The sequence below is a fragment of the Leptospira adleri genome (assembly GCF_002811985.1).
Taxonomy (GTDB): domain Bacteria; phylum Spirochaetota; class Leptospiria; order Leptospirales; family Leptospiraceae; genus Leptospira; species Leptospira adleri.
The window spans coordinates 1-20,479 of the sequence record NZ_NPDU01000079.1; the positions used below are offsets into that span (position 1 = coordinate 1).

Annotated in this window: 17 protein-coding genes; 12 read left to right on the forward strand and 5 right to left on the reverse strand. The window is 43.6% G+C overall.

Features of this window, described 5'->3' with window-relative positions:
* On the reverse strand, positions 1 to 3,037 hold a 3,037-nt coding region (locus tag CH376_RS20260; protein WP_420843572.1), incomplete at its 3' end, for a molybdopterin-dependent oxidoreductase.
* Between the two features lie 386 nt (positions 3,038 to 3,423).
* Between CH376_RS20260 and CH376_RS20265 the strand changes: the two genes are divergently transcribed.
* Genes CH376_RS20265 through CH376_RS20310 form a run of 10 tightly spaced genes read left to right on the forward strand, consistent with a single transcriptional unit; the run spans position 3,424 to position 12,736 of the window.
* The gene (locus CH376_RS20265) at positions 3,424 to 4,638 is read left to right on the forward strand and encodes a nitrate/nitrite transporter (RefSeq protein ID WP_100788315.1); all 1,215 of its coding nucleotides are present in this window, start codon (positions 3,424 to 3,426) and stop codon (positions 4,636 to 4,638) included.
* 25 nt (positions 4,639 to 4,663) lie between these two features.
* Positions 4,664 to 7,186, forward strand: coding sequence for a nitrite reductase large subunit NirB (nirB, locus tag CH376_RS20270; RefSeq protein WP_100788316.1), 2,523 nt, complete (start codon positions 4,664 to 4,666; stop codon positions 7,184 to 7,186).
* Between the two features lie 19 nt (positions 7,187 to 7,205).
* Positions 7,206 to 7,574: a nitrite reductase small subunit NirD gene (nirD, locus tag CH376_RS20275; protein WP_100788317.1), complete on the forward strand. Its 369-nt coding sequence runs from the start codon at positions 7,206 to 7,208 to the stop codon at positions 7,572 to 7,574.
* 17 nt (positions 7,575 to 7,591) lie between these two features.
* Positions 7,592 to 8,539: a GTP 3',8-cyclase MoaA gene (locus CH376_RS20280; RefSeq protein WP_100788318.1), complete on the forward strand. Its 948-nt coding sequence runs from the start codon at positions 7,592 to 7,594 to the stop codon at positions 8,537 to 8,539.
* Between the two features lie 2 nt (positions 8,540 to 8,541).
* The gene (locus CH376_RS20285) at positions 8,542 to 8,784 is read left to right on the forward strand and encodes a MoaD/ThiS family protein (RefSeq protein WP_100788319.1); all 243 of its coding nucleotides are present in this window, start codon (positions 8,542 to 8,544) and stop codon (positions 8,782 to 8,784) included.
* A gap of 1 nt (position 8,785) precedes the next feature.
* Positions 8,786 to 9,256 carry a molybdenum cofactor biosynthesis protein MoaE gene (locus CH376_RS20290; protein WP_100788320.1) on the forward strand — a complete coding sequence of 157 codons (471 nt, stop codon included), beginning with the start codon at positions 8,786 to 8,788 and terminating at the stop codon, positions 9,254 to 9,256.
* On the forward strand, positions 9,253 to 9,855 hold the full coding sequence (mobA, locus tag CH376_RS20295; protein WP_100788321.1) for a molybdenum cofactor guanylyltransferase: 603 nt from the start codon (positions 9,253 to 9,255) through the stop codon (positions 9,853 to 9,855). Before CH376_RS20290 ends, mobA begins: the two co-directional genes overlap by 4 nt.
* Positions 9,852 to 10,628, forward strand: a complete 777-nt coding sequence (cobA, locus tag CH376_RS20300) for a uroporphyrinogen-III C-methyltransferase (protein ID WP_100788322.1) — start codon at positions 9,852 to 9,854, stop codon at positions 10,626 to 10,628. The genes mobA and cobA overlap by 4 nt, the downstream gene beginning before the upstream one ends.
* Positions 10,629 to 10,637: 9 nt before the next feature.
* Positions 10,638 to 11,546, forward strand: a complete 909-nt coding sequence (moaCB, locus tag CH376_RS20305; protein WP_100788323.1) for a bifunctional molybdenum cofactor biosynthesis protein MoaC/MoaB — start codon at positions 10,638 to 10,640, stop codon at positions 11,544 to 11,546.
* Positions 11,543 to 12,736 (forward strand): molybdopterin molybdotransferase MoeA, encoded by a 1,194-nt coding sequence (locus CH376_RS20310; RefSeq protein WP_100788324.1) that lies wholly within the window; start codon positions 11,543 to 11,545, stop codon positions 12,734 to 12,736. Before moaCB ends, CH376_RS20310 begins: the two co-directional genes overlap by 4 nt.
* A 52-nt stretch (positions 12,737 to 12,788) precedes the next feature.
* Here the strand turns inward: CH376_RS20310 and CH376_RS20315 are convergent, their stop codons facing one another.
* Together CH376_RS20315 and CH376_RS20320 are read right to left on the reverse strand one after the other, a co-directional pair.
* Positions 12,789 to 13,436: a YdeI/OmpD-associated family protein gene (locus tag CH376_RS20315; RefSeq protein WP_100788325.1), complete on the reverse strand. Its 648-nt coding sequence runs from the start codon at positions 13,434 to 13,436 to the stop codon at positions 12,789 to 12,791.
* A gap of 95 nt (positions 13,437 to 13,531) precedes the next feature.
* Entirely contained in the window at positions 13,532 to 15,331 is a 1,800-nt protein-coding gene (locus tag CH376_RS20320) for a hybrid sensor histidine kinase/response regulator (RefSeq protein ID WP_100788326.1), read from the reverse strand.
* 350 nt (positions 15,332 to 15,681) lie between these two features.
* Between CH376_RS20320 and CH376_RS20325 the strand changes: the two genes are divergently transcribed.
* Complete coding sequence (locus tag CH376_RS20325) at positions 15,682 to 17,013, forward strand: MFS transporter (protein WP_100788327.1); 1,332 nt, start codon at positions 15,682 to 15,684, stop codon at positions 17,011 to 17,013.
* 52 nt (positions 17,014 to 17,065) lie between these two features.
* On the opposite strand, the gene CH376_RS20330 is transcribed toward CH376_RS20325, so the two are convergent.
* Positions 17,066 to 18,379, reverse strand: a complete 1,314-nt coding sequence (locus tag CH376_RS20330; protein ID WP_100788328.1) for a DUF1554 domain-containing protein — start codon at positions 18,377 to 18,379, stop codon at positions 17,066 to 17,068.
* 279 nt (positions 18,380 to 18,658) lie between these two features.
* On the opposite strand from CH376_RS20330, the gene CH376_RS20335 reads away from it, so the two are divergent.
* On the forward strand, positions 18,659 to 19,195 hold the full coding sequence (locus tag CH376_RS20335; RefSeq protein WP_100788329.1) for an inorganic diphosphatase: 537 nt from the start codon (positions 18,659 to 18,661) through the stop codon (positions 19,193 to 19,195).
* A gap of 388 nt (positions 19,196 to 19,583) precedes the next feature.
* On the opposite strand, the gene CH376_RS20340 is transcribed toward CH376_RS20335, so the two are convergent.
* On the reverse strand, positions 19,584 to 20,479 hold an 896-nt coding region (locus CH376_RS20340; protein ID WP_100788331.1), incomplete at its 5' end, for an IS256 family transposase.

A 20,479-nucleotide genomic window follows, 5' to 3' on the forward strand; every position in this document is an offset into this window, starting at 1 on the left:
TCTTCGATTGATCTTCCGTCGCGGCGACCGTTCCGTAAAGACCGGAAGAGTGTTCCGCAACTTCGCCGATCGCATAGATGTCCGGATCGGAGGTTCTAAGAAAAGGATCTACAAGAATTCCTTGTTTGCACTCGAGACCCGAGGAGATTCCTAATTGAAGATTCGGAGAAGTTCCGGTCGCAAAGACGATTCCGTCCGGTTCTATGACTTTTCCGTCGCTGAGCTTTACGTTTTGGACTTTGGAAGTTCCTTTTGTTTTTGTAATCTCCGCTTCGAATATGATTTCGATTCCTCTTGATTCGATTTCTTCTTTAAGAATTTCGGATGCGATCGGATCGAGTTGTTTGGACATCAGTCGGTCTGTGCGAACCAAAACGGTCACTCTGACTTGTACAGATTTTAAAGCGGCCGCGACTTCCAATCCGAGCAATCCGCCGCCAACGATCAAAACGTGAGAATCTCTTACAAAAAACCCTTTGATTCTTTCCGCGTCTTCCTTTGCGCGAAGACAAAAGATTCCTTCCATTTCCTTTTTGATCGTTTTGGGAACGTTAGGCGAACTTCCGGTGGCGAAGATCAGCTTGTTATAAGAATATGAATTTCCCTGAACGTCTCTAACCACTTTACCTTCGGGATGAATCTCGGAGACTTCAGTGTCCGGAAAAATTTTGAAATTCCAAGATTGAATTTCTTCCTCGGTAATGCCTATGAGATCGCCGAATTCTTTTTCGCCGCTGATCAAATCGGGAAGAAGAATACGATTGTAAAACGGATTCTTTTCTTTGCAAAGGACTGTGATTTCACTCTCGTTGTCTAAAGAGCGATAGTGTTTTAAAAAAGCGAGGGTTCCATTGCCTCCGCCTATGATTAGAATTTTTTCTTTTTCCTTTTGATAGAGAAGAACTTCGACCGCGGAGATTTTAAAACCGGGTTGTTTGGAAAAAGGATCAAAGGCGCCGCTCGTAAGATTGTTTGCGCGGGAATCGTCTCGTCCTAGTTTTTTTCCCCAGTGCATCGGAAGAAAAACGACGCCTTCCTTTATATCCTCCGTGATTGACGCTCTGACACGAACTCTTCCTCTCCCGTTAATTACTTCTACGATCGATCCTTCTTTTATTTTTCTTGATTTAGCGTCGTTAGGATGAATTTCCAAAAACGGCTCTCGTCTATGTTCGTTTAGTTTTCGCACTTTTCCGGTACGAGTCATCGTGTGCCATTGGTCTCTGATTCTTCCGGTTGTTAGGATCAACGGAAATTCGGAGTTTGTTTTTTCGGAAGAATCCTCCGGATCGACCGCGTGAATTTTTGCTCTTCCGTTCGGTCTATAAAACTTGTGATCCGTAAATAAACGTTCGGTTCCGCCGTGATCCTTCGTTGGGAACGGCCATTGCACGGATCTTTTTTCTCGTAGAATGGAATAGTCGAGTCCGGCGATATCGATGTGCGTATCTTTTGTTAAGCGACAATGCTCTGCAAAAACTTCTCCTTCGTCTTTGAAAGCGAAAGAAGAATCGAATCCCATCTTAATCGCGAACTGATTGAGGATCCAAGTATCCGCCTTTGCTTCACCCGGCGGCTCAATGATTTTCGGAAGATACGTGATTCTTCTATCCGAGTTTGTCATCGTGCCCTGTTTCTCCGCCCAACCGGCCGCTGGAAGAATCACGTCCGCAAACGGAATCGCGGAAGAATCTTTGGAAATATCTTGAACGACGACTAACTCCGCTAAACGAAGACCTGATTCCACAAGACGGGCGTCGGGGAGACTTACCGTTGGATTTGTGCAGATGATCCAAATCGCTTTCATCTTTCCGCTCCGAAGACGTTCGAACATTTCAGTAGCGCTGTATCCGGGTTTTTCTTGGATGGAAGTCACTCCCCAGAATCGGGCGACTTCCGCTCTGTGATGCGGATCGGCTAAGTTTCTGTGTGCGGGAAGAAGATTGCAAAGACCGCCGACTTCTCGACCGCCCATTGCGTTCGGTTGTCCCGTGAGCGAAAACGGACCGGCGCCCGGTTTACCGATTTGACCCGTGAGAAGAGAAAGGTTGAGAAGCGCTAGATTTTTATTAACTCCGATCACGCTTTGATTTAGTCCCATAGCCCAAAGAGAAAGAAGTCCTTTGGAGTTTCCGATCATTTCAGCGGCTTTGAAAATTTGTTCGGAAGGTATATCGCAAGATTTCGCGTATTCCTGAACGCTTGCCGAAAAAACTTTTTGTCTTAATTCTTCAAAGCCCTCTGTGTGATTTTTTAAAAATTCGGAATCGACTCGGTCTTGTTCGATCAAGATTCTCGCAATTGCGTGAAAAAGATGAATATCGCTTCCCGGAAGAATTTGAAGATGAAGATCCGCATCTTCGCAACTTTCAGTTCTTCTCGGATCTACAACGATAAGTTTTACGTTTGGATCCGATTGTTTTCTTGCTTCGATTCGGCGAAATAAAATCGGATGGCACCAAGCCGGATTTGCGCCGGCGACTAAAAAACAATCCGCTAACTCTATATCTTCGTAACTGATAGGAACACTGTCTTCGCCGAGCGCCATCTTATAGCCGACGACTGCGGAACTCATACAAAGTCTTGAGTTCGTATCTATATTATTGGTTCCTAAAAAACCTTTCGCAAGTTTGTTTACGACGTAATATTCTTCGGTTAACAATTGGCCGGAAACATAGAAGCCGACCGAATCCGGACCGTGTTCTTGGATGATTCTCTTAAAATCTTGTGAAACACGATTGAGGGCCGATTCCCAATCTGTTCTTATTTGCGGTGAGAATTTATCGTTTCTCATCATAGGAAATTTTAATCGATCCGAACGATCCAAGAGGGAATAATTTAAGTTCATTCCTTTGGAACAAAGCATCCCACGATTTGCGGGATGACTCGGGTCTCCCTCTATTTTTAATTCACGCTCGGATTGTTTATGTACAAGCACTCCGCATCCAACGCCGCAGTAGGAACATGTTGTGGAGTAAGTCTCTGAATGATTCACAACCACCCTATGCAAGAATGATACCAATTCTATTAGCTGCATTTTTTTGGAAGAATGAAGCTATAATAGAAGATAAGGCAAGGTCGATGAGCAAAGCCCCGGACAAATGTCGTTCGATTTCTCCCTGGTTTTGTAACATGACTGAAATAATAGATTCTTATCACTCGAGGTGTGAAAGAATGTTAAGAATGTCCAATAGGATTTACCGAATGCTCATTTTATAAACAGCGAATAACGTATGCAATTTAATCTGAAAATTGAAAGCAAGACTAAAAAAGAAACGAAGAAGATCTCTGCAAAACCATTGATTGGCTGCTTTAAACTGCATTGAAACAGCGATTCTAAATAAAACTCAGATCTGGTACGTTTTTTGCTCTGTTATCACAGGGAACTCTGTCCGAGTTCGAATATTAGAAGGAAAATTATAAATGAAAAAGTTTAAGGAATTTTTATCAGCTGGTCACTTTCCAACCTTGCTTAGCTCTTTTCTCTATTTTGATTTTAGTTTTATGGTTTGGATGCTTTTAGCCGCCCTTGGCGTTTTTCTTGCCGAGGAATTCAAATTGAATCCGGCGCAAAAGGGATTGATGGTCTCCATACCGTTGTTAGGCGGGACTTTGTTGCGAATTCCGATGGGTTTACTATCCGACCGTTTCGGTTCTCGCAAAGTGGCATTGATCGGGATGCTCGTGACGATGATTCCCTTGGTCTTAGGTTGGCAGTTCGGAAACACGATGGCCGAAGTTTTTGCGATCGGTTTGTTGTTGGGCGTTGCGGGTTCCAGCTTTGCGGTCGCACTTCCTCTTGCCAGCCGAAGTTATTCGGCTAAATATCAAGGTTTAGTAATGGGAATTGCCGGCGCGGGGAATAGCGGTTCCGTTCTTGCAACTTTATTCGCACCCGATATCGCCCGTAGTTTCGGTTGGCACGCAGCATTCGGATTTGCGTTGATTCCGATGAGTTTGGTTTTTATCTTCTTTTTCTTTTTTGCAAAAGAGGACGAGATCAAACCTTCCGGTAAAACGATTCTTGAATATTTATCTCCGATTAAATCCGGCGACGCTATGATTTTTAGTTTTTTATATAGCATCACCTTCGGAGGATTTGTGGGACTTGCAAGTTTTCTTCCGATGTTTTATTACGATCAATACGGCGCTGATAAAGTTACTACCGGCCTTTATACGACTTATTGTATCATTGGAGCGAGTATGGTCCGTCCGTTCGGCGGTTATCTTTCCGATCGTTTCGGAGGCGCTTCCGTTTTAATCGTCGTTTTGCTTGTCGCGTCTCTTATCCTTTTTGGAATCTCCACATTGCCCGCGTTAGGCGTCATTCTTCCTTTGTTTGTTCTTTTAATGCTTTGTTTGGGATTGGGAAACGGCTCTGTTTTTCAATTGGTGCCTTCCCGTTTTAAAAAAGATATCGGTATTATCACCGGCTTTGTGGGAGCCTTTGGCGGGTTAGGCGGATTCTTGGTTCCCAACTTGCTCGGGTCTTTAAAGTCCGCTTGGGGAAGTTATTCCGCCGGTTTTACAGCGCTCGCCTGTATCGTCCTTGTCGCCGCTGCGGTTCTGTACGGAACGAATTTCTACGTATGGAGTAAGTCCTCGGACGAAGCGGATTTGGGAATGGAATCCGCTTAATCGAAAATTCTCCGGAGAAACAAAGATGTCGAAACAGAAATTAGTTATTATTGGAAATGGGATGGTGGGACATCGTCTCGCCGAAAAATTGATAGAATTCAACGGAAAAGAAAAGTATGAAATTCTAATATTTGGCGAAGAGCCGAGACGCGCTTACGATCGAGTTCATCTTTCGGAATACTTTGCCAATCGTTCGGTAGAGCCGCTTTATCTTTCCAAGGAGAACTGGTATTTGGAGAACAATATCGATCTTCACCTGAAAGAAAAGGTAATAGGAATCGATACCATTTCCAAAAAAATCGAAACGTCCTTCGGAGATTTTTACGATTTTGATAAACTCGTTTTAGCGACCGGTTCCGCTCCGTTCGTTCCTAACTTTGAAGGTATCGATAAAAAAGGAGTCTTTGTATATCGTACGATCGAAGATTTAGAACAGATTTTGGAATACGGAAAATCAGTCGGAAAAGCGACCGTGCTCGGAGGCGGCCTTCTCGGTCTGGAAGCGGCAAAGGCTCTTGTCGATATGAATCTGAAAACGGATGTAGTCGAATTCGCTTCTCGTTTGATGCCCCGTCAGCTGGATGAAGCGGCTTCTTCGATTCTTAAATCAAAAATAGAAGAATTGGGCGTTTTGATCCATCTGGAAAAAAGCACCAAACGTGCGTTTGGTGATTATTCCATTGCAGGTTTGGAATTTCAAGACGGATCTGTTTTGGAAACGGAAATGCTCGTCATTTCTGCGGGGATCAGACCGAGAGACGAACTCGCGAAATCTTCCGGAATCGCGTTAGGTGAAAGAGGCGGGATTCTCGTGAATGATTTTTTGGAAACGAATGTTCCCGGTATTTATTCCATCGGAGAATGTGCGCTTCACAACGGTATGATCTACGGTCTTGTCGCTCCGGGTTACGAGATGGCTGAGATCGTAGCGCATAATCTGTGTAATACGGAAAATTCTTATAAACAATACTTCGGTTCGGATCTTTCGACAAAATTGAAACTCATCGGAGTGGACGTCGCTTCCTTCGGAGACGCCCTTGGACAATCAAAACATATTCCCATCGCGTTTAAAAATCCGCTTACCGGAATTTATAAAAAGTTGGTCGTATCCGAAGACGGAAAAACCCTTCTCGGCGGAATTCTTGTCGGAGACGTAAGCGCTTACGGCAATCTTCTCGCGCTCTATCTCAACAAAATCGAACTTCCCGCCGAACCGGAAAGCCTCATCGTCGGATCGGTCTCCGCCGAATCGGCGTTTGGCGCCGGCTCTCTGCCGGATGAAGCGAAGATTTGCTCCTGTAATAACGTTTCCAAGGGGGACATCGTTAGCGCGATTCGAAATCAAGAGTGTTTTGAGATGGGTTCCTTGAAGGAATGTACAAAAGCCGGAACCGGTTGCGGAGGTTGTATTCCGCAAGTTAATTCTCTTCTCAAGGGAGAATTGAAGGCGCTCGGTAAAGTTGTTACTGAACATCTCTGCGAGCACTTTGCATTTTCAAGACAAGAACTCTTTCAAGTAATCAAAGTCAAAAAATTGAAAACCTTCGACGACGTTTTATCCGAAAGCGGAAAAGGAATGGGTTGTGAAACTTGTAAGCCGGCAGTGGCTTCCATTCTCGCGAGTTTATGGAACGAAACGATCGTGCATAAAAAGCACAGAGAGATTCAAGATACAAACGATAAATTCTTAGCCAACATTCAAAGAGGAGGAACCTATTCCGTTGTTCCCCGAATCCCAGGCGGCGAAATTACTCCGGAAAAACTCATCGTCATCGGAGCAGTCGCTAAAAAATTCAATCTCTATTGTAAGATCACAGGCGGACAAAGAATCGATCTTCTAGGCGCTAGAATGGAAGACCTTCCCGATATATGGGGCGATCTCGTCGACGCAGGTTTCGAAAGCGGACACGCGTACGGGAAAGCTATGAGGACCGTGAAGAGTTGTGTCGGTTCGACTTGGTGCAGATACGGAGTGCAGGATAGTACGTCCTTTGCAATTCGCATCGAAGAACGTTATCGCGGAATTCGTTCTCCTCATAAATTGAAAGCGGCAGTTTCAGGTTGTATCCGAGAATGTGCCGAGGCCCAGAGCAAAGATTTCGGAATCATCGCAACCGAAAAAGGATGGAATCTTTATGTCGGAGGCAACGGCGGAGTAACTCCGCAACACGCGCTCTTGTTAGCCGCCGACATAGACGAGGACACTTGTATCAAGTACATCGATCGATTCTTAATGTTTTACATTCGGACTGCGGACAAGTTGACCCGGACCGCTGCTTGGTTGAAACAACTCGAAGGCGGAATCGATTATCTCAAAGACGTCATCATCAACGATCGTCTCGGAATCAACGAACAACTCGAAGCGGAGATGCAAACGCTCGTGGATAGTTATCACTGCGAATGGAAGGCGGTCGTCGACGATCCCGAAAAACAAAAGAAATTCAAACACTTTGTAAACAGCGATCAACCCGATAGCAATATTCAGTTTATCGAAGAACGCGGGCAGATTCGTCCCGTCGATTGGATCAAAGAAGAAATATCGGTTTGATAGAGGAGGATGGAGTTTTATGGAAACGGCTTTTGAGGAAAAAATTTGGATCGAAATCGCTCCGGTCTCCGAATTCTCGCAGGACGGGGGAACGTGCGCTAAAGTTGGTAACGAACAAATCGCAATTTTTCATTTCCAACAAGGAGATAAGTGGTATGCTTGTGAGAATCGCTGCCCGCACACGGGAGATATGGTCTTATCGAGAGGACTTACCGGGGACTCGAAAGGAGAACCTAAGGTCGCTTGTCCCTTGCACAAAAGATCGTTCTCCCTAAAAACGGGGGAATGTATTTCTGGAGATTCTTATTCGGTTCGAACCTATCCGGTAAAAGTGGAAGGAGGAACCGTTTATCTCGCAGTGGATTCTTCTTCGGTAGCGAAAGAATGAGTTAAGAGGTATGCGGTATGATACGCGACGGTTTTGGAAGGAGTTTTCAAACTCTAAGAATCAGTCTTCTTGATCGTTGCAATTTTGCCTGTACTTATTGTGTGGACGAGGATATCCGTTTAACGCAAAAAAAATCCTACCTGGAAGTGGATGAATGGATTGGTATCGTTTATGATCTTCATCGTTTATTAGGTTTAAAAAAAGTAAGACTTACCGGAGGAGAACCGACCCTTTATCCCCGGTTAAAAGTTCTCGTTAGGGAATTGAAGAATTTAGGAATCCCGCAAATTTCTCTGACGACGAACGGTTCGATTCTTTCCAAACAAGCATCGGATCTGAAAGAAGCGGGTTTGGATTCGATCAACGTTTCTCTGGATGCGGTGACTTCGGAAACTTTTCGGACTATGAGTCGGCGTTCCGTTTTCAGACAAACGTTAAAGGGAATCGATGCGGCGGTCGATTCGGGACTTAAAGTAAGAATCAATTCTACTTTGGTGCGTGGAAAAAATGAAGATCAGATCATTCCAATTCTTGAATATTCTTGGAATAAGGGAATTCTTCCCCGATTTCTGGAGCTGATGAAGATGGGCTATTTACAAAATTCCGATACGATTCCAATCTTTTCTCAAAAGGAAATCTTAGATCGTGTTGAGGAAGTTTACGGAGTTCTTACGCCGCAGACGAGAAAGGTTTCTTCCACCGCAAATTATTGGAATACGGAAAACGGAAATTCTTTCGGAATCATCGCGAACGAATCAGCCCCTTTCTGCAGCGATTGTGATCGTCTTCGTTTGGACAGTAAGGGAAGTCTTTACGGTTGTCTGAGTTCGTCGACGGGTTTTCCTTTACCGAAACTTAGGGAACAAGGAATCGATATGGAGCAGATTCTTATCCTTGCCTTGCGTCAGAAACAGGACGTTCGTTTTAAGGGAAGCGATCTTACGATGATGGCGATCGGAGGCTGAAGATGGAAGTTACGGTAAAAACATTCGGAATTTTAAAAGACCACTTTCAGCCCGACTTCGTATTAAATTTAGAATCTCCCGTTCGTGTTTTGGACGTCGTGGAGGAGATGAGAAAGAAAAAACCGGAAACGAGTCAAATTCTCGAAGTATCTCTTTGGGCGGTTCAAGATAAGATGGTCGGAGCCGATCGGATCGTAGCCGAGGGAGAAACCGTTTTGATTCTTCCTCCTTTGAGCGGAGGCTGAAATGTATCTTCAAGAAGAACCGATCGACCTAAACAAGATACTTTCTCAAGGACACGATCCTTCCTGCGGAGCGGTCGTATTGTTCAGCGGAGAACCCAGGGATAACTCGAATTCAAACAAACAAGTAACTCATTTGTTTTACGAGGCTTACGCGCCGATGGCCGAGCCTATGATCGCAAAAATATTAGAAGAAGCGACCCAAGCCTTTCATTTAAAAAAGGCGATCTGCGTGCATAGGACCGGAACGGTTTATCCGGAAGAATCCTCCGTCTGTGTGATCACCGCGTCCTCTCATCGCAAGGAAGCCTACGAGGCGAATCGTTATATCATCGATCGTGTGAAACACGAGGTTCCGATCTGGAAAAAGGAATTCTATTCCGATCAAACTTCGGAATGGACCCTGAACTGCGCCGGATGTTCGGCCGGAGCGGCGGGTCATGAACGTTATACGCCATTGAAGGTGAACCGATGACGAATCGAAAACCGAAGGGACTCGTTTTGTGCGGAGGAAATTCCAGAAGAATGGGGAACGACAAAGGTCTGCTCTCAATCGGGGGAAAACTTTGGGTCGAAGAAAGAATTCGGACGTTGTCGCCGTTTACCGAAGGATGTTTGATCTCGATTCGAGAGGAGCAAAAATCCGATTATATAAAAGTAATTTCGAATATCGAATTTGTGGAGGATCGTTTTGAAAATATCGGACCGATCTCCGGTATTCTTTCCGCACACGATCGGTATCCGGACGAGGATTTTTTGGTTTTGGCCTGTGATATGCCTTCTTCCGATCCTTGGGTATTTTCCGAACTTTTGAAGATGTACGGCGCTGCTTTCAGAGCGAAAAGTTATTTTTGTGTGACTGAAGGAAACATCGAACCTTTTCCGGCGATCTACACTTCCGAATTGTTAAACGAAGTCGCTCGAAAGATGAACGATCCCGGTTTTGATTCTTCTCCGAAAAAAACGCTCGAACGTTCAAATGGAACGGCTTTCGAAGTCGGGAGTGATCGTTCAAGTATATTCTTAAATTATAATACTCCTGCGGATTTATCCGAAGCCGGAACTTCAAAGTGAATCCTAATTACGGAAAAGTATATCTCGTCGGCGCCGGTCCCGGAGATCCGGAACTGCTTACAAGAAAGGCCGTAAAGATTCTTCGAAAGGCCGAAGTCGTCCTCTACGACGATCTCGTCGCCTCACGGATATTGAGAATGTGCCGTAAGAAAACGGAACTGATCTACGTTGGAAAACGACTGGGACAACACAGTTGTCAACAAGCCGAAATCAATCGTAAAATCGCGGATATGGCGCTTCAATACCAAGTCGTAGTGCGCTTGAAAGGCGGAGATCCTTCCGTCTTTGGAAGGGTAGGCGAAGAAGTGGAATCACTTTTAACGCTTGGAATCGAATGTGAGATCGTGGCTGGAATTACGACGGCTTCGGGTGCGGTCGCGAATCTCGGATTTCCTCTTACTCATCGAGATTATTCCAAAGAAATTTTATATTTATCCGGTCACGGAAAGAATGGAAAAAATTCCGAGAGTTTTAAAAATCTTTCCTGTGAAGGAAAAACTCTCGTAGTTTATATGGGTTTGAATTCTTTAGAAGAGATTGTGGATGATTTGATCTCTTGCGGAAATTCGGAAACGGTTCCGGTTGCAATCATAGAAAATGCAACCTTAGAATCTCAAAGAATGATCACCGGGACCTTGGGTGATATTCAATGGATCGCAAAAGAAAAAGAAGTGCGATCTCCGGCTCTATTGATCATAGGAAATATAGTCCATTTCTATTCCGAAATGGATTCCCTTCGATCGCTTATCCACCGTCCGTATTCGCTCAGTTAGGACAAAAGAATGATCGACATTACCGAAAAAAGGACCAGCCTCCGCTCAGCGGTGGCGGAAGGGTTCGTATATTGTGCGCCTGAAACGTTAAAAAGAATTAGAGAGAATACTCTTCCTAAAGGGGACCTTTTCGGAATCGCAAAGGCGAGCGGGCTTCTCGCTTCCAAAAAAACTTCCGATCTCATTCCTCATTGTCATCCGGTTCCTATCGACTTTTTTGATCTCTCCTTTGAACTTGAGGAAAAGGGCGTTAAAATTACGGCGACGGCAAAATCGATCGGAAAGACCGGCATAGAAATGGAAGTATTGACCGGACTCAGCGTCGCCGCCTTGACGATCTACGATCTGCTAAAGCCGATCGACAAAGAACTCGAAATTTCATCAATTCGTTTATTGGAAAAGAAGGGAGGAAAAAGTGAAACCAAATTCTCCAAGTTTGCGGAAGGTTCGAAAGCTGCGATTTTGGTTTGTTCGGACTCCGCGTTTGCGGGTAAACGCGAGGACGGTTCCGGTAAAATAATCGAAATTATATTAAAAGAATCGAATGTTCTAATTCATGAATATATCATTGTTCCGGACGAGCCGGATGAGATCCGCAAGAAAGTGGAAGAATGGGTCTCTTCGGGAATCGATCTAATCGTAACCACCGGAGGAACCGGTTTGGGACCGAGGGACAACACGACCGACACGATTCGAAAACTTTTGGATCAGGAAATTCCCGGAATCTCCGAGGCGATGCGTTCGTTCGGACAAGATAGAACTCCTTACGCGATGCTTTCCCGTTCTTTAGCCGGAAGAATTAAGAAAACGTTAATCGTTTGTGTGCCTGGAAGTTCTAACGGCGCAAGAGAAAGCCTCAAGGCGATTTTTCCAGCGATCTTTCACGCAAAGAAGATGATGAGAGGGGAAGGACATTGATTTCGATCGAGGAGGCGCTTGAGAAAATTCTCGCGGAAGTTTCCGGGGCAAATCCTGAAGACGTTCGTCTCGAGGAGAGTTTAGGAAGAATTCTCGCGAAGGACGTATATGCGGATCGGGATTATCCGCCTTTTCACCGTTCAACGATGGACGGTTATGCGATCAAAAGCTCCGAATACGATTCATCGAAAACTTATCATTGTAAGAAGGAAATTTCTGCCGGGATGAAGTCCGAATTGGATCCGAATGAAGAAATCGTTAAGATCATGACGGGAGCGGCCGTTCCGGAAGGTCTCGACGCAGTGATCAAAGTCGAAGATAGTCAAGAAATCGCCAACGAGAATTCGAACCTGCAAGTAAGATTCAAATCCGAAAAAGTATTCCATTTTATGAATATAGCCGTTCAAGGGGAAGATTTAAAAAAGGGAGAACTTGTGATCCGAGCGGGTGTTAAAATCGGAATGTCCGAAATATCCTTGTTGGCTTCCTTAGGTGTGGACGTTGTTTCCGTAAAGTCTCCTCCGAAAGTTTCCGTGGTATCCACTGGAAACGAAGTTGTTCCGGTCGGATCTTCACCACTTCCGTATCAGATCCGGGATTCTAATTCTTATTCTTTGATTGCGATTTTGGATCGATTTAAGATCAGGCCGAAATCGGTCGTCTTGGTTCCGGACGAGGAATCGAAAATTATGGAAGCCCTGCGCGAAGGTTTAAAGTCGGATATTCTATTGTTATCCGGCGGCGTCTCTATGGGGAGCATGGATTTGATACCGCCTCTTCTGGAAAAACTCGGAGTCAAAAAAATATTTCATAAAGTTTTATTAAAACCAGGGAAGCCGATATGGTTTGGAAAAAAGGAAAATACGGTCGTGTTCGGTCTTCCCGGAAATCCATTCAGCGTTCAGGTTTGCGCGAGAATCTTTTTAGATCCTTATATACGCTCTTATTTGGGAATGGAAATTTTCAAACCTCTGAGATATCCTTTTTTTGGAAAAAGAAAAAAGAAGAATTCCCTGCCGGAATACTTTCCCGTATTCTTTGAAACCGCGGAGAGAACGGGACTGAACGCGAAGCCGTTTAACGGAAGCGGAGATATTCGAGCCGGACTGAGTTCTGACGGAATTGCGCTTCATCCGAGCGAACTAGCTGAAATTTCGGACGGAGCGATTTTGGATTTTTATCCTTGGTAAGAATCAAGTTTTGATTTTAAGATTTCTTTTTCGTATCTTACTCATAGGAAATTTATTTCAGCTTCTTTGGATTTAAGTGATCCATCAATTTTAAAATTCGCTTAGTCCTTGTTTCGGAAGTTTTGGCTTCTAAGATGGATTCGATATGTTCCCTTTGATGCGACCAAGGAAGATCTTCGAAGGATTGTTTTGCCTTTTTCGTTTTGGAAAAAAGTTTGAGAACGTCTTCCGGAAGTCGAACTACTTTCTTTTTATAGTCTATATATTTCGTGAGCTCAGGTCTTTTTTGTTTTTCCGCTTTTGAACCTCCTTTTTTTACTTTATCCTTTTTTTTGAATCTCATTGCGGACCAAGTTTCGTTTAACGATATCAATGCGACGCCTTCGTATTCGTTTTTCGAAAGTAAATCCCAGCCGTGATCTCTTTCCAAATCCGTTTTGATACTCGAACTTTTTTTCGGATAAGCCGCCCAAAATATCGTATCGTCTTTCAGAAGTTTTCTGATTTTTAAAAACGAAGAATTTAGAGTGGATACCGAATCTGCAAAAAAAAGAATTCCATCCGCTTCCGAACCGCGATCGATAAATCGAATACCGTCAGTCGGTTCGGGGAAAACCACCCCTTTGGAATCGAATATAAAAACTTTGTATCCGTTCTTAAATTTTAATTTTTTTATGATATGCGGATTGAATTCTATCATGATCGAAAAATAAAATTCTTACTTTCGTAAATTGCAAATCAAAAAGAAAGTTCGATGAAATTGAATCTAGAAAGGGACGTTTCGTTTTAAACGACTTAGAACGTATAGTGAGTTTTGCCGCTGAGAAGTTTTTCCAAAAGTTCGGCGAGATCGTTTTTACGAAACGGTTTACGAAGACTTGCGGAAAAACCGTATTCTTTCGGTGAAGAGATAACCGGGTCTTCCGAGTAACCGCTGGACGCGATCGCAATCACTTTCGGATCCAATTTTCTGATTTCGGAGATCGCCTTCTCACCGCCCATGCCGCCGGGAATCGTAAGATCAAAAATTAAAATATCGAACGGGGCAGAAGAATTTTTAGCTTCTTTAAAAAGTTGGATCGCGTCGCTTCCATTCTTTGCGGAAACTATCTGATATCCCATTTTTTCCAGCATTTCCGAGAAGATTTCGATGATAAAATCCTCATCGTCCATAATGAGAATTTTTCCAAGTCCGGTATGATGGTTCGTTTCCTTAGGAACAATTGTCTTGAGATCGTTTTGAGAAACCGGCAAATAAATATTGAACGTGCTGCCCACGCCTAACTCCGATTTTACTTCGATTCCACCGTCGTGCTTTTGAACGATGGAATAAGATGTGGCGAGTCCGAGCCCAGTGCCTTTTTGTTTGGTAGTAAAGAAAGGTTCAAAAATCCTCGGGAGTAAATCTTTTGGAATTCCGATCCCGCTGTCCTGAACGGAAATCTGAATGTAGTTTCCTTCCTTCAGTCGAACCGAATTGTATTTACCGAGATACATATTCTTTGCCGAAACGTGGATCGTTCCTCCGAGAGGCATTGATTGCACTGAGTTGATGATTATATTTTCCACAACTTGATGAATTTGATTCTCGTCGAAATCGCAAAGTCCAAGATTCTCTTCTATTTCAAAGTGACAGGATACGTTCGAGCCGCTCAAAGAAAATAGAACACAGTCGTTTATAATCGGCGCTAAAGATCCAGTTTTTCTGATCGGTTTACCGCCTTTTGCAAACGTCAAAAGTTGTTGAGTGAGATCCTTGGCTCGATTAAAAACGGTAATCGCCTTATCGAGATATCTGATATTTGGTTCTCCGGTTTCCGCTTTTTCACGCGCGAGATCGATATATCCGAAAATTCCGCCGAGGAGATTGTTGAAATCGTGAGCGATTCCTCCGGCCAATACTCCTAGGCTTTCTAATTTTTGTGCGTGCAACAAACGTCTCTCCAGTTCGAGTCGATCTGATTCTGCACGTTTGCGATCTGTGATATCGGTCCCGATGCTGATCGTTCCGATAATCTGATTGTTCATGTCCTGGAGGATCGTATTATCCCACTGGATCAATTTTTTTTCACCGTTTCTTGTTCTGAGATAGTTTTCGTAATGAAGCGGAAGAGAATTTGTTCGAATCGCTTCCTTAAAAATCGACAGCACTTGTTCTCTTTCTTCCGGAAGTAAAAAATAATCGAACCAATTATTTCCGATGAGTTCTTCCCTTTTCCAACCCGTCAGATTGAGAAGATAATCGTTGCAAAACGTAATGTTTCCTTCTGAATCCAATCCTAAGCTGATCAGATTGATGTTCTCTAAAGTCACGCGAAATCTTCGTTCCGATTCAAGGAGCGCGGTTTCAGCCACCTTCTGTTCATCCGATTCTTTTTTAAGGAGAATGAAATAGCGGTTGAGAATGATAAATAAGAGCAGCGTCGTGATTCCGACAAAACCCCAACCCTTGTAGGTTTGCAATGTGGTAAGAATGAATGGATCGAATGAAAGAAGGCCGATAAATTTGTCTGAGAAAAAAATCCAAGCAGAAGCTAGTATGAGATAAAAAAGGGAAACTCGGACCGGGGCAGATTTCGATGGAAATTTAACCATAAATAGTGAGTTATAAAAAGATATAGTTTTCCTTTCAAAACGGGAACCCTAATTTTATTCCGACGATTTTATTTTTGAGATTTCCAAGATGGTTTTATTAGATTCTTAGAATCGGAAAGGGAATTTGATTTTTGGATTGAGTAACCCTTTGTACGTAGTCAAAGCCTTGAAAAATTGTGAAGTAACCCTTTCAAAATTCTTCTGCCGATCTCATATTCATTTTTTAAGAATTCTTGGATAAAAACGAATGAGTAGATGGAGAGTTTTTTCATTGTTTCAGAGTTAAGGTTTCGTTTTTCGATAGAAAATGATCTTGTAAAGCGACCTTGGTTTTTTAAGATCGTGGCCTAATGATTTCGTTATTCCGCTGGATTTTACCGGCTCACCCAAAACCCCTCTTACCTCCCGAAGTGATTGAAAAAAAATATCCCCGCTTTCGTTGGAGAATCTTAGAAGCAACTTTTGTCGGTTATGCGGTTTTTTATTTAGTTCGGAATAACTTTCCCGTCGTTTCCAAGGAAATGGGAGAAGCGCTTCACTATAGCCAAGAACAGATTACGAATATTCTCGCCGTGACTGCGATAACCTATGGGATCGGTAAATTTATTATGGGAGCTCTATCCGATAGAAGCAGCCCCAGATTCTTCATGCCTCTTGGTTTAATTTTGACCGCGGTCTGTAATTTGTTTTTCGGGGCGTCCAGCAGCTATGAAACTCATTTTTATCTTTGGGCTTTGAACGGATTCGTTCAGGGGATGGGATGGCCTCCCTGCGGAAGATCTTTGGGTCATTGGTTCGGAGTTTCGGAGAGAGGATCGAAGTTTGCGATCTGGAACATCGCGCATAACGTAGGCGGCGGTTTGGTCGGAGTGGTCGCGGCTTACAGCGCATCATGGTGGGGTTGGAGAAATGCATTTTATATTCCCGCTTCGATTGCGATTTTGACCGCGGTTTATCTTCTTTTTCGTTTGGTGGATACTCCGCAATCCGTTGGCCTTCCGTCGATTGAGGAATACCAAGAGGATCCCGAGAAAGACTTAAGAATTCCCGTGGCCGATCAGGAAAGAGAACTTAGTTTTAGAGAAATCATCGTTCAATCTGTATTCAAAAATTATTATATTTGGACGTTTGCTTTCGCCAACTTTTTCGTCTACGTTGTTCGTTATAGTCTGACGGACATCGGACCTACTTATCTAAAGTTTGCAAAGGGCGCTACTTTGGAAAAAGGCGGGGTGAGCACTTTGATATATGAATTTGCGGGAATCGGCTCCACGCTGCTCGTGGGTTGGGGTTCGGATAAACTCGGGGGCAAAAGGGGAATGGTTAGTTTTCTTTGTATGGTGCCCATCTTATTCGCTTTAACGGGGTTGCTCTTTACTCCTCCGGGTCATCTTTGGCTCGATCTAACGTTATTCGGTGTGGTCGGCTTTTTTATCTATCCGCCCGTTATGCTTTTAGGAGTTGCGGGGCTTGACTTTACTTCGAAAAAAGCGGTCGGAACTGCGGCGGGTTTTATCGGTTTATTCGGCTATCTTGGAAGAACAAGTCTTTCGAAAGCGGTGGGTTGGATGAGCAAACAAGAAGGATTTCACTGGGAACAATCCTTGTATTTGATCATCGGCGCTACTTTGATAGCGCTCGGGTTATTGGCCGTTACCTGGAGCTGGAAACCGAAAGCTTAAGAAGAATTTCTTTCACCGTCGGTTTTGAACCGAAGATTCATGCTTTTTTGATTTACTGCTCAACGCAAATAACGTTTGCGGAAGAACCTAACGCGTCGCAGGTGGAAGCAAAGTAATCGATCGCTGCGGAAGTGATGCTTCCCGCCCAACCGGTCATTCCGTCCACGGACGCACTTGAACTCGTCCAGTTGGAACAATTCTGAGCGAGGAGAACCGTCCACGTGTTGTCCATTCCCGTGATATATCCGCAAGCGTTGCTTCCAATTTGGCAAGCAAATGCAGCCGTGGTTCCGGGGTTGGAACTCACCTTATTCGTCCATGAGAATGGAAGAATCGAAGCGCTGTTAGACGACGCTATGATCGTTGTGTTGTCGGTTCTATAATAAGTATAAAGCGGTTTTAAGGGCCAGTCGCTGCTTGGCGTGGGAAGGGGTTTTCTTGTAGAAGTTCCCAAGAGCGCAATCACAGTTCCTGAAACTCCGCCCGGTTTATTGGAAGAGCAAAGAGTATCGGCCCCGGCCTTTCCTCCAAAATTTCCGGTTCCTCCGTTCCCGGCGTTTACCATATACATTCTTTTATCATTATCAGAAATTGTAATATTAGAAGTCGTTGATATGTTGGTCGCACTTCCGATGGATTGAGATACTCTCGCGGTAATGACTTCGCTTTCATCGGCGAAATCGGCGGTTCCAGTCTCATTCGTTCCACTGACGATTCGGTTCACGGTTGTGGTTCCTAAAGTGGTCGGTAAGGAGGAATTTACGCTCAAATTTGTGGGAAAATTTGGATACGTAACCGAAACGGTGCTCGAAGGGTTTGGACCCGGAGGATGAGAGAGGTTTAGAGTGAAATTCGTGGAAGAATTGGTCGTACCTTCGACTACAGTAAGAGAAGAAGTGAGAACTACGGAAAAACAGTAGATATCGATATTGGTAATATTTCCGGAAGCGGTCCCCGAATTGTTGTATAGATTGCAAGAAAGATTGGTCGGAAATCCGGTGATAGAAACGTTGTAGCCCGCTCCGTTGTTTAATTTGGCGGAGAATTGGTAGGTCCCGGCTCCCCCCGTGATTCCCGGAGAAGAAGGAAGAACGGTAACAGTATCGCTTCCGTTTGTCAAAGTAAGACTTCCGTTGACTAAACCGGAAACGTTTCCTCCAAAATTGAAGCCGCTCGAACCGCTTGTTCCTCCGGATGTAGATCCGGAACTCTGTTGCGTGCTCATTGGAGCGTTTACGACTTCTGTGGCCACTACTTGGATGACCGTTCCCAGACCCTTTGAGGCGTCCAATTGCATTTTGTCTGCTTGAGCGCAGTGAACTAGGAAAGCGAAGAACGTTGTTGTAAGAAGAGTTAGTTTTCGCATAAAATTGTCCTCATTCAAGACAACGCCTGGCAGAAAATTTATTTACCAAAATTTCCTTTTTTATAAGAAAAAGCTCCAATTTGTTTTTTAGGAACTCCGGACTTCCGACCAGAGATTCTTGGTTTTTTGGATTCAAGCAGAATCAACTGAGAATTTTCCGGTTTCTAAGAGGTTGATTCCTCATTTTGTAACTTTTGATTCTTTATTTTGAAAAAACGAAACTAAAAAGTTGGGCATTTTACACTTGCCTTCCTTAAAACCGTTAAATAGCTTTCAGTAATGGTACACCCTTGGCATGATATTTCTCCGGGAGAAGAGATTCCGGAATTTGTGAACGGAATTATTGAAATCAAACGCGGAAGCAGGGCGAAATACGAAGTAGATAAGGAATATGGAATTCTAAAATTAGATCGGGTCTTGTATTCTTCTTTTTATTATCCTGCGAACTACGGATTCATTCCTCAATCTTATTGCGGAGATCACGATCCTCTGGACATTTTGGTTCTTTCTCAGGTTGAATTGGAACCTCTCTGCCTGGTAAAAGCGAAAGTGATCGGAGTGATGCGGATGTTGGATTCCGGAGAAGAGGACGACAAGATCATCGCCGTTGCGGCAAACGATATGTCCGTCAATCATATCAACGATATCTCGGAGCTCCCGCCTCATTTCACATTGGAATTAAAACATTTCTTTGAAGATTATAAAAAGCTCGAAAAAAAGACCGTCGTCATAGAAGAATTCCAAAATGCAAAACTAGCCAGACAAATCGTTTTGGATTCTTTGGAGCTCTATAAGAAAACGTTTCCAAAAAAATAGGATTCTTAAAATTCTTCTTTCGGAATTATTTTTGGGAGAAGAATTTTCTAAGCAAAATTTCTTTTTGAATTCGACCTGATTCAAAATCCGAATTCATATCAGTGCGCTCCGAAAAACGGAAAAGTAGGAACTCATACTTTCGTTGGATAATACAGAACAATTCAGAATCTCCAAAAGAATTCAAATTACTTGTAATTTGTAGGAACTCACACAAAGGGTTCGAATTTCATAAAATAGAATTCTTCCTTATTTACAACCTTGGAATACACTTGATTTTCATTTCTTCCGACAAAGTAAACCGATCCGGCAAGGACTTACATTCGAACTTTAGATAGTGTCCTTAAAGTTTCGCACAAATGAGAACTTGAGAAGAGCTCTCCTCACACGATCAAGCCATGAGCTTTAAAGTTTTTAACTCTTTTAATTTCTCCATGTCAACATACTTTTTAGTTCCCCATTTAGTTGATGCAACGTGCCTGAGACGAGCGGTAGCTAACATGAGAGCAGACTTCCCATCAGGGAAAGCTCCTACGACCTTTGTTCTTCTCTTGATCTCTTTGATGATTCTTTCTAAAGGATTGTTAGTTCGAATTTTTCTCCAATGCTCGGAAGGAAAATCCATATAGGAGAGAGTTTCGGCGATACCATCGGAAATGACTTTAGCCGCTTCCTTCAATTTCATTTCCGTCAAACGTTCAGTCACAGAGCTGGCTTTCTTCAAAGCTTCTTCTTTGTTTTCCTGAGAATGAATCGCTTTCAACATTTGTGAAATCACTTTAAAGGAACTTCTTGGAGCCTTTCCAAATACATTCCTGTAAAAATGGACAATACATCTCTGCCATTGAGATTCAGGAAAGAAATGAGGAATCGATTCCACTAAGCCTAAACATTTGTCTGAGATGATTAAGTCCACTCCTCTGAGTCCCCGGTCCTTTAAATGCTTCAGAAAGGCTTGCCAACTCTCTTTGTCTTCTCTGGCTCCTTCCATGGAACCGAGAACTTCTCGAAATCCTTCTGAATTGACTCCTATGGCTACAAGAATCGCTACGTTACGAACTTCTCCGCCCCAGGACTTCTTCAAGTAAAGTCCGTCCAAGTAAACGTAAGGATATTCATCGGTAAGCGGACGGATTCTCCATTCGTCAATCTGAACAAAAACTTTCTGGTTGAGTTTGCTGATCGTTGAAGGAGAAACCTTCGTTCCCCAGAGGCTCTCGGTGATATCCTCGACTCTCCGAACAGAAACTCCAGCGAGATACATCTCCATGAGAGCTTCTTCTACCG

Excerpts from the sequence above, each read along its gene's own strand:
- nirB (WP_100788316.1), top strand. The coding sequence starts at position 4,664 with ATGTCGAAACAGAAATTAGTTATTATTGGAAATGGGATGGTGGGACAT.
- CH376_RS20335 (WP_100788329.1), top strand. The coding sequence starts at position 18,659 with ATGGTACACCCTTGGCATGATATTTCTCCGGGAGAAGAGATTCCGGAA.
- CH376_RS20330 (WP_100788328.1), bottom strand. The coding sequence starts at position 18,379 with ATGCGAAAACTAACTCTTCTTACAACAACGTTCTTCGCTTTCCTAGTT.
- moaCB (WP_100788323.1), top strand. The coding sequence starts at position 10,638 with ATGATCGACATTACCGAAAAAAGGACCAGCCTCCGCTCAGCGGTGGCG.
- CH376_RS20325 (WP_100788327.1), top strand. The coding sequence starts at position 15,682 with ATGATTTCGTTATTCCGCTGGATTTTACCGGCTCACCCAAAACCCCTC.
- CH376_RS20280 (WP_100788318.1), top strand. The coding sequence starts at position 7,592 with ATGATACGCGACGGTTTTGGAAGGAGTTTTCAAACTCTAAGAATCAGT.
- CH376_RS20285 (WP_100788319.1), top strand. The coding sequence starts at position 8,542 with ATGGAAGTTACGGTAAAAACATTCGGAATTTTAAAAGACCACTTTCAG.
- CH376_RS20290 (WP_100788320.1), top strand. The coding sequence starts at position 8,786 with ATGTATCTTCAAGAAGAACCGATCGACCTAAACAAGATACTTTCTCAA.
- CH376_RS20265 (WP_100788315.1), top strand. The coding sequence starts at position 3,424 with ATGAAAAAGTTTAAGGAATTTTTATCAGCTGGTCACTTTCCAACCTTG.
- CH376_RS20320 (WP_100788326.1), bottom strand. The coding sequence starts at position 15,331 with ATGGTTAAATTTCCATCGAAATCTGCCCCGGTCCGAGTTTCCCTTTTT.
- nirD (WP_100788317.1), top strand. The coding sequence starts at position 7,206 with ATGGAAACGGCTTTTGAGGAAAAAATTTGGATCGAAATCGCTCCGGTC.
- CH376_RS20315 (WP_100788325.1), bottom strand. The coding sequence starts at position 13,436 with ATGATAGAATTCAATCCGCATATCATAAAAAAATTAAAATTTAAGAAC.
- mobA (WP_100788321.1), top strand. The coding sequence starts at position 9,253 with ATGACGAATCGAAAACCGAAGGGACTCGTTTTGTGCGGAGGAAATTCC.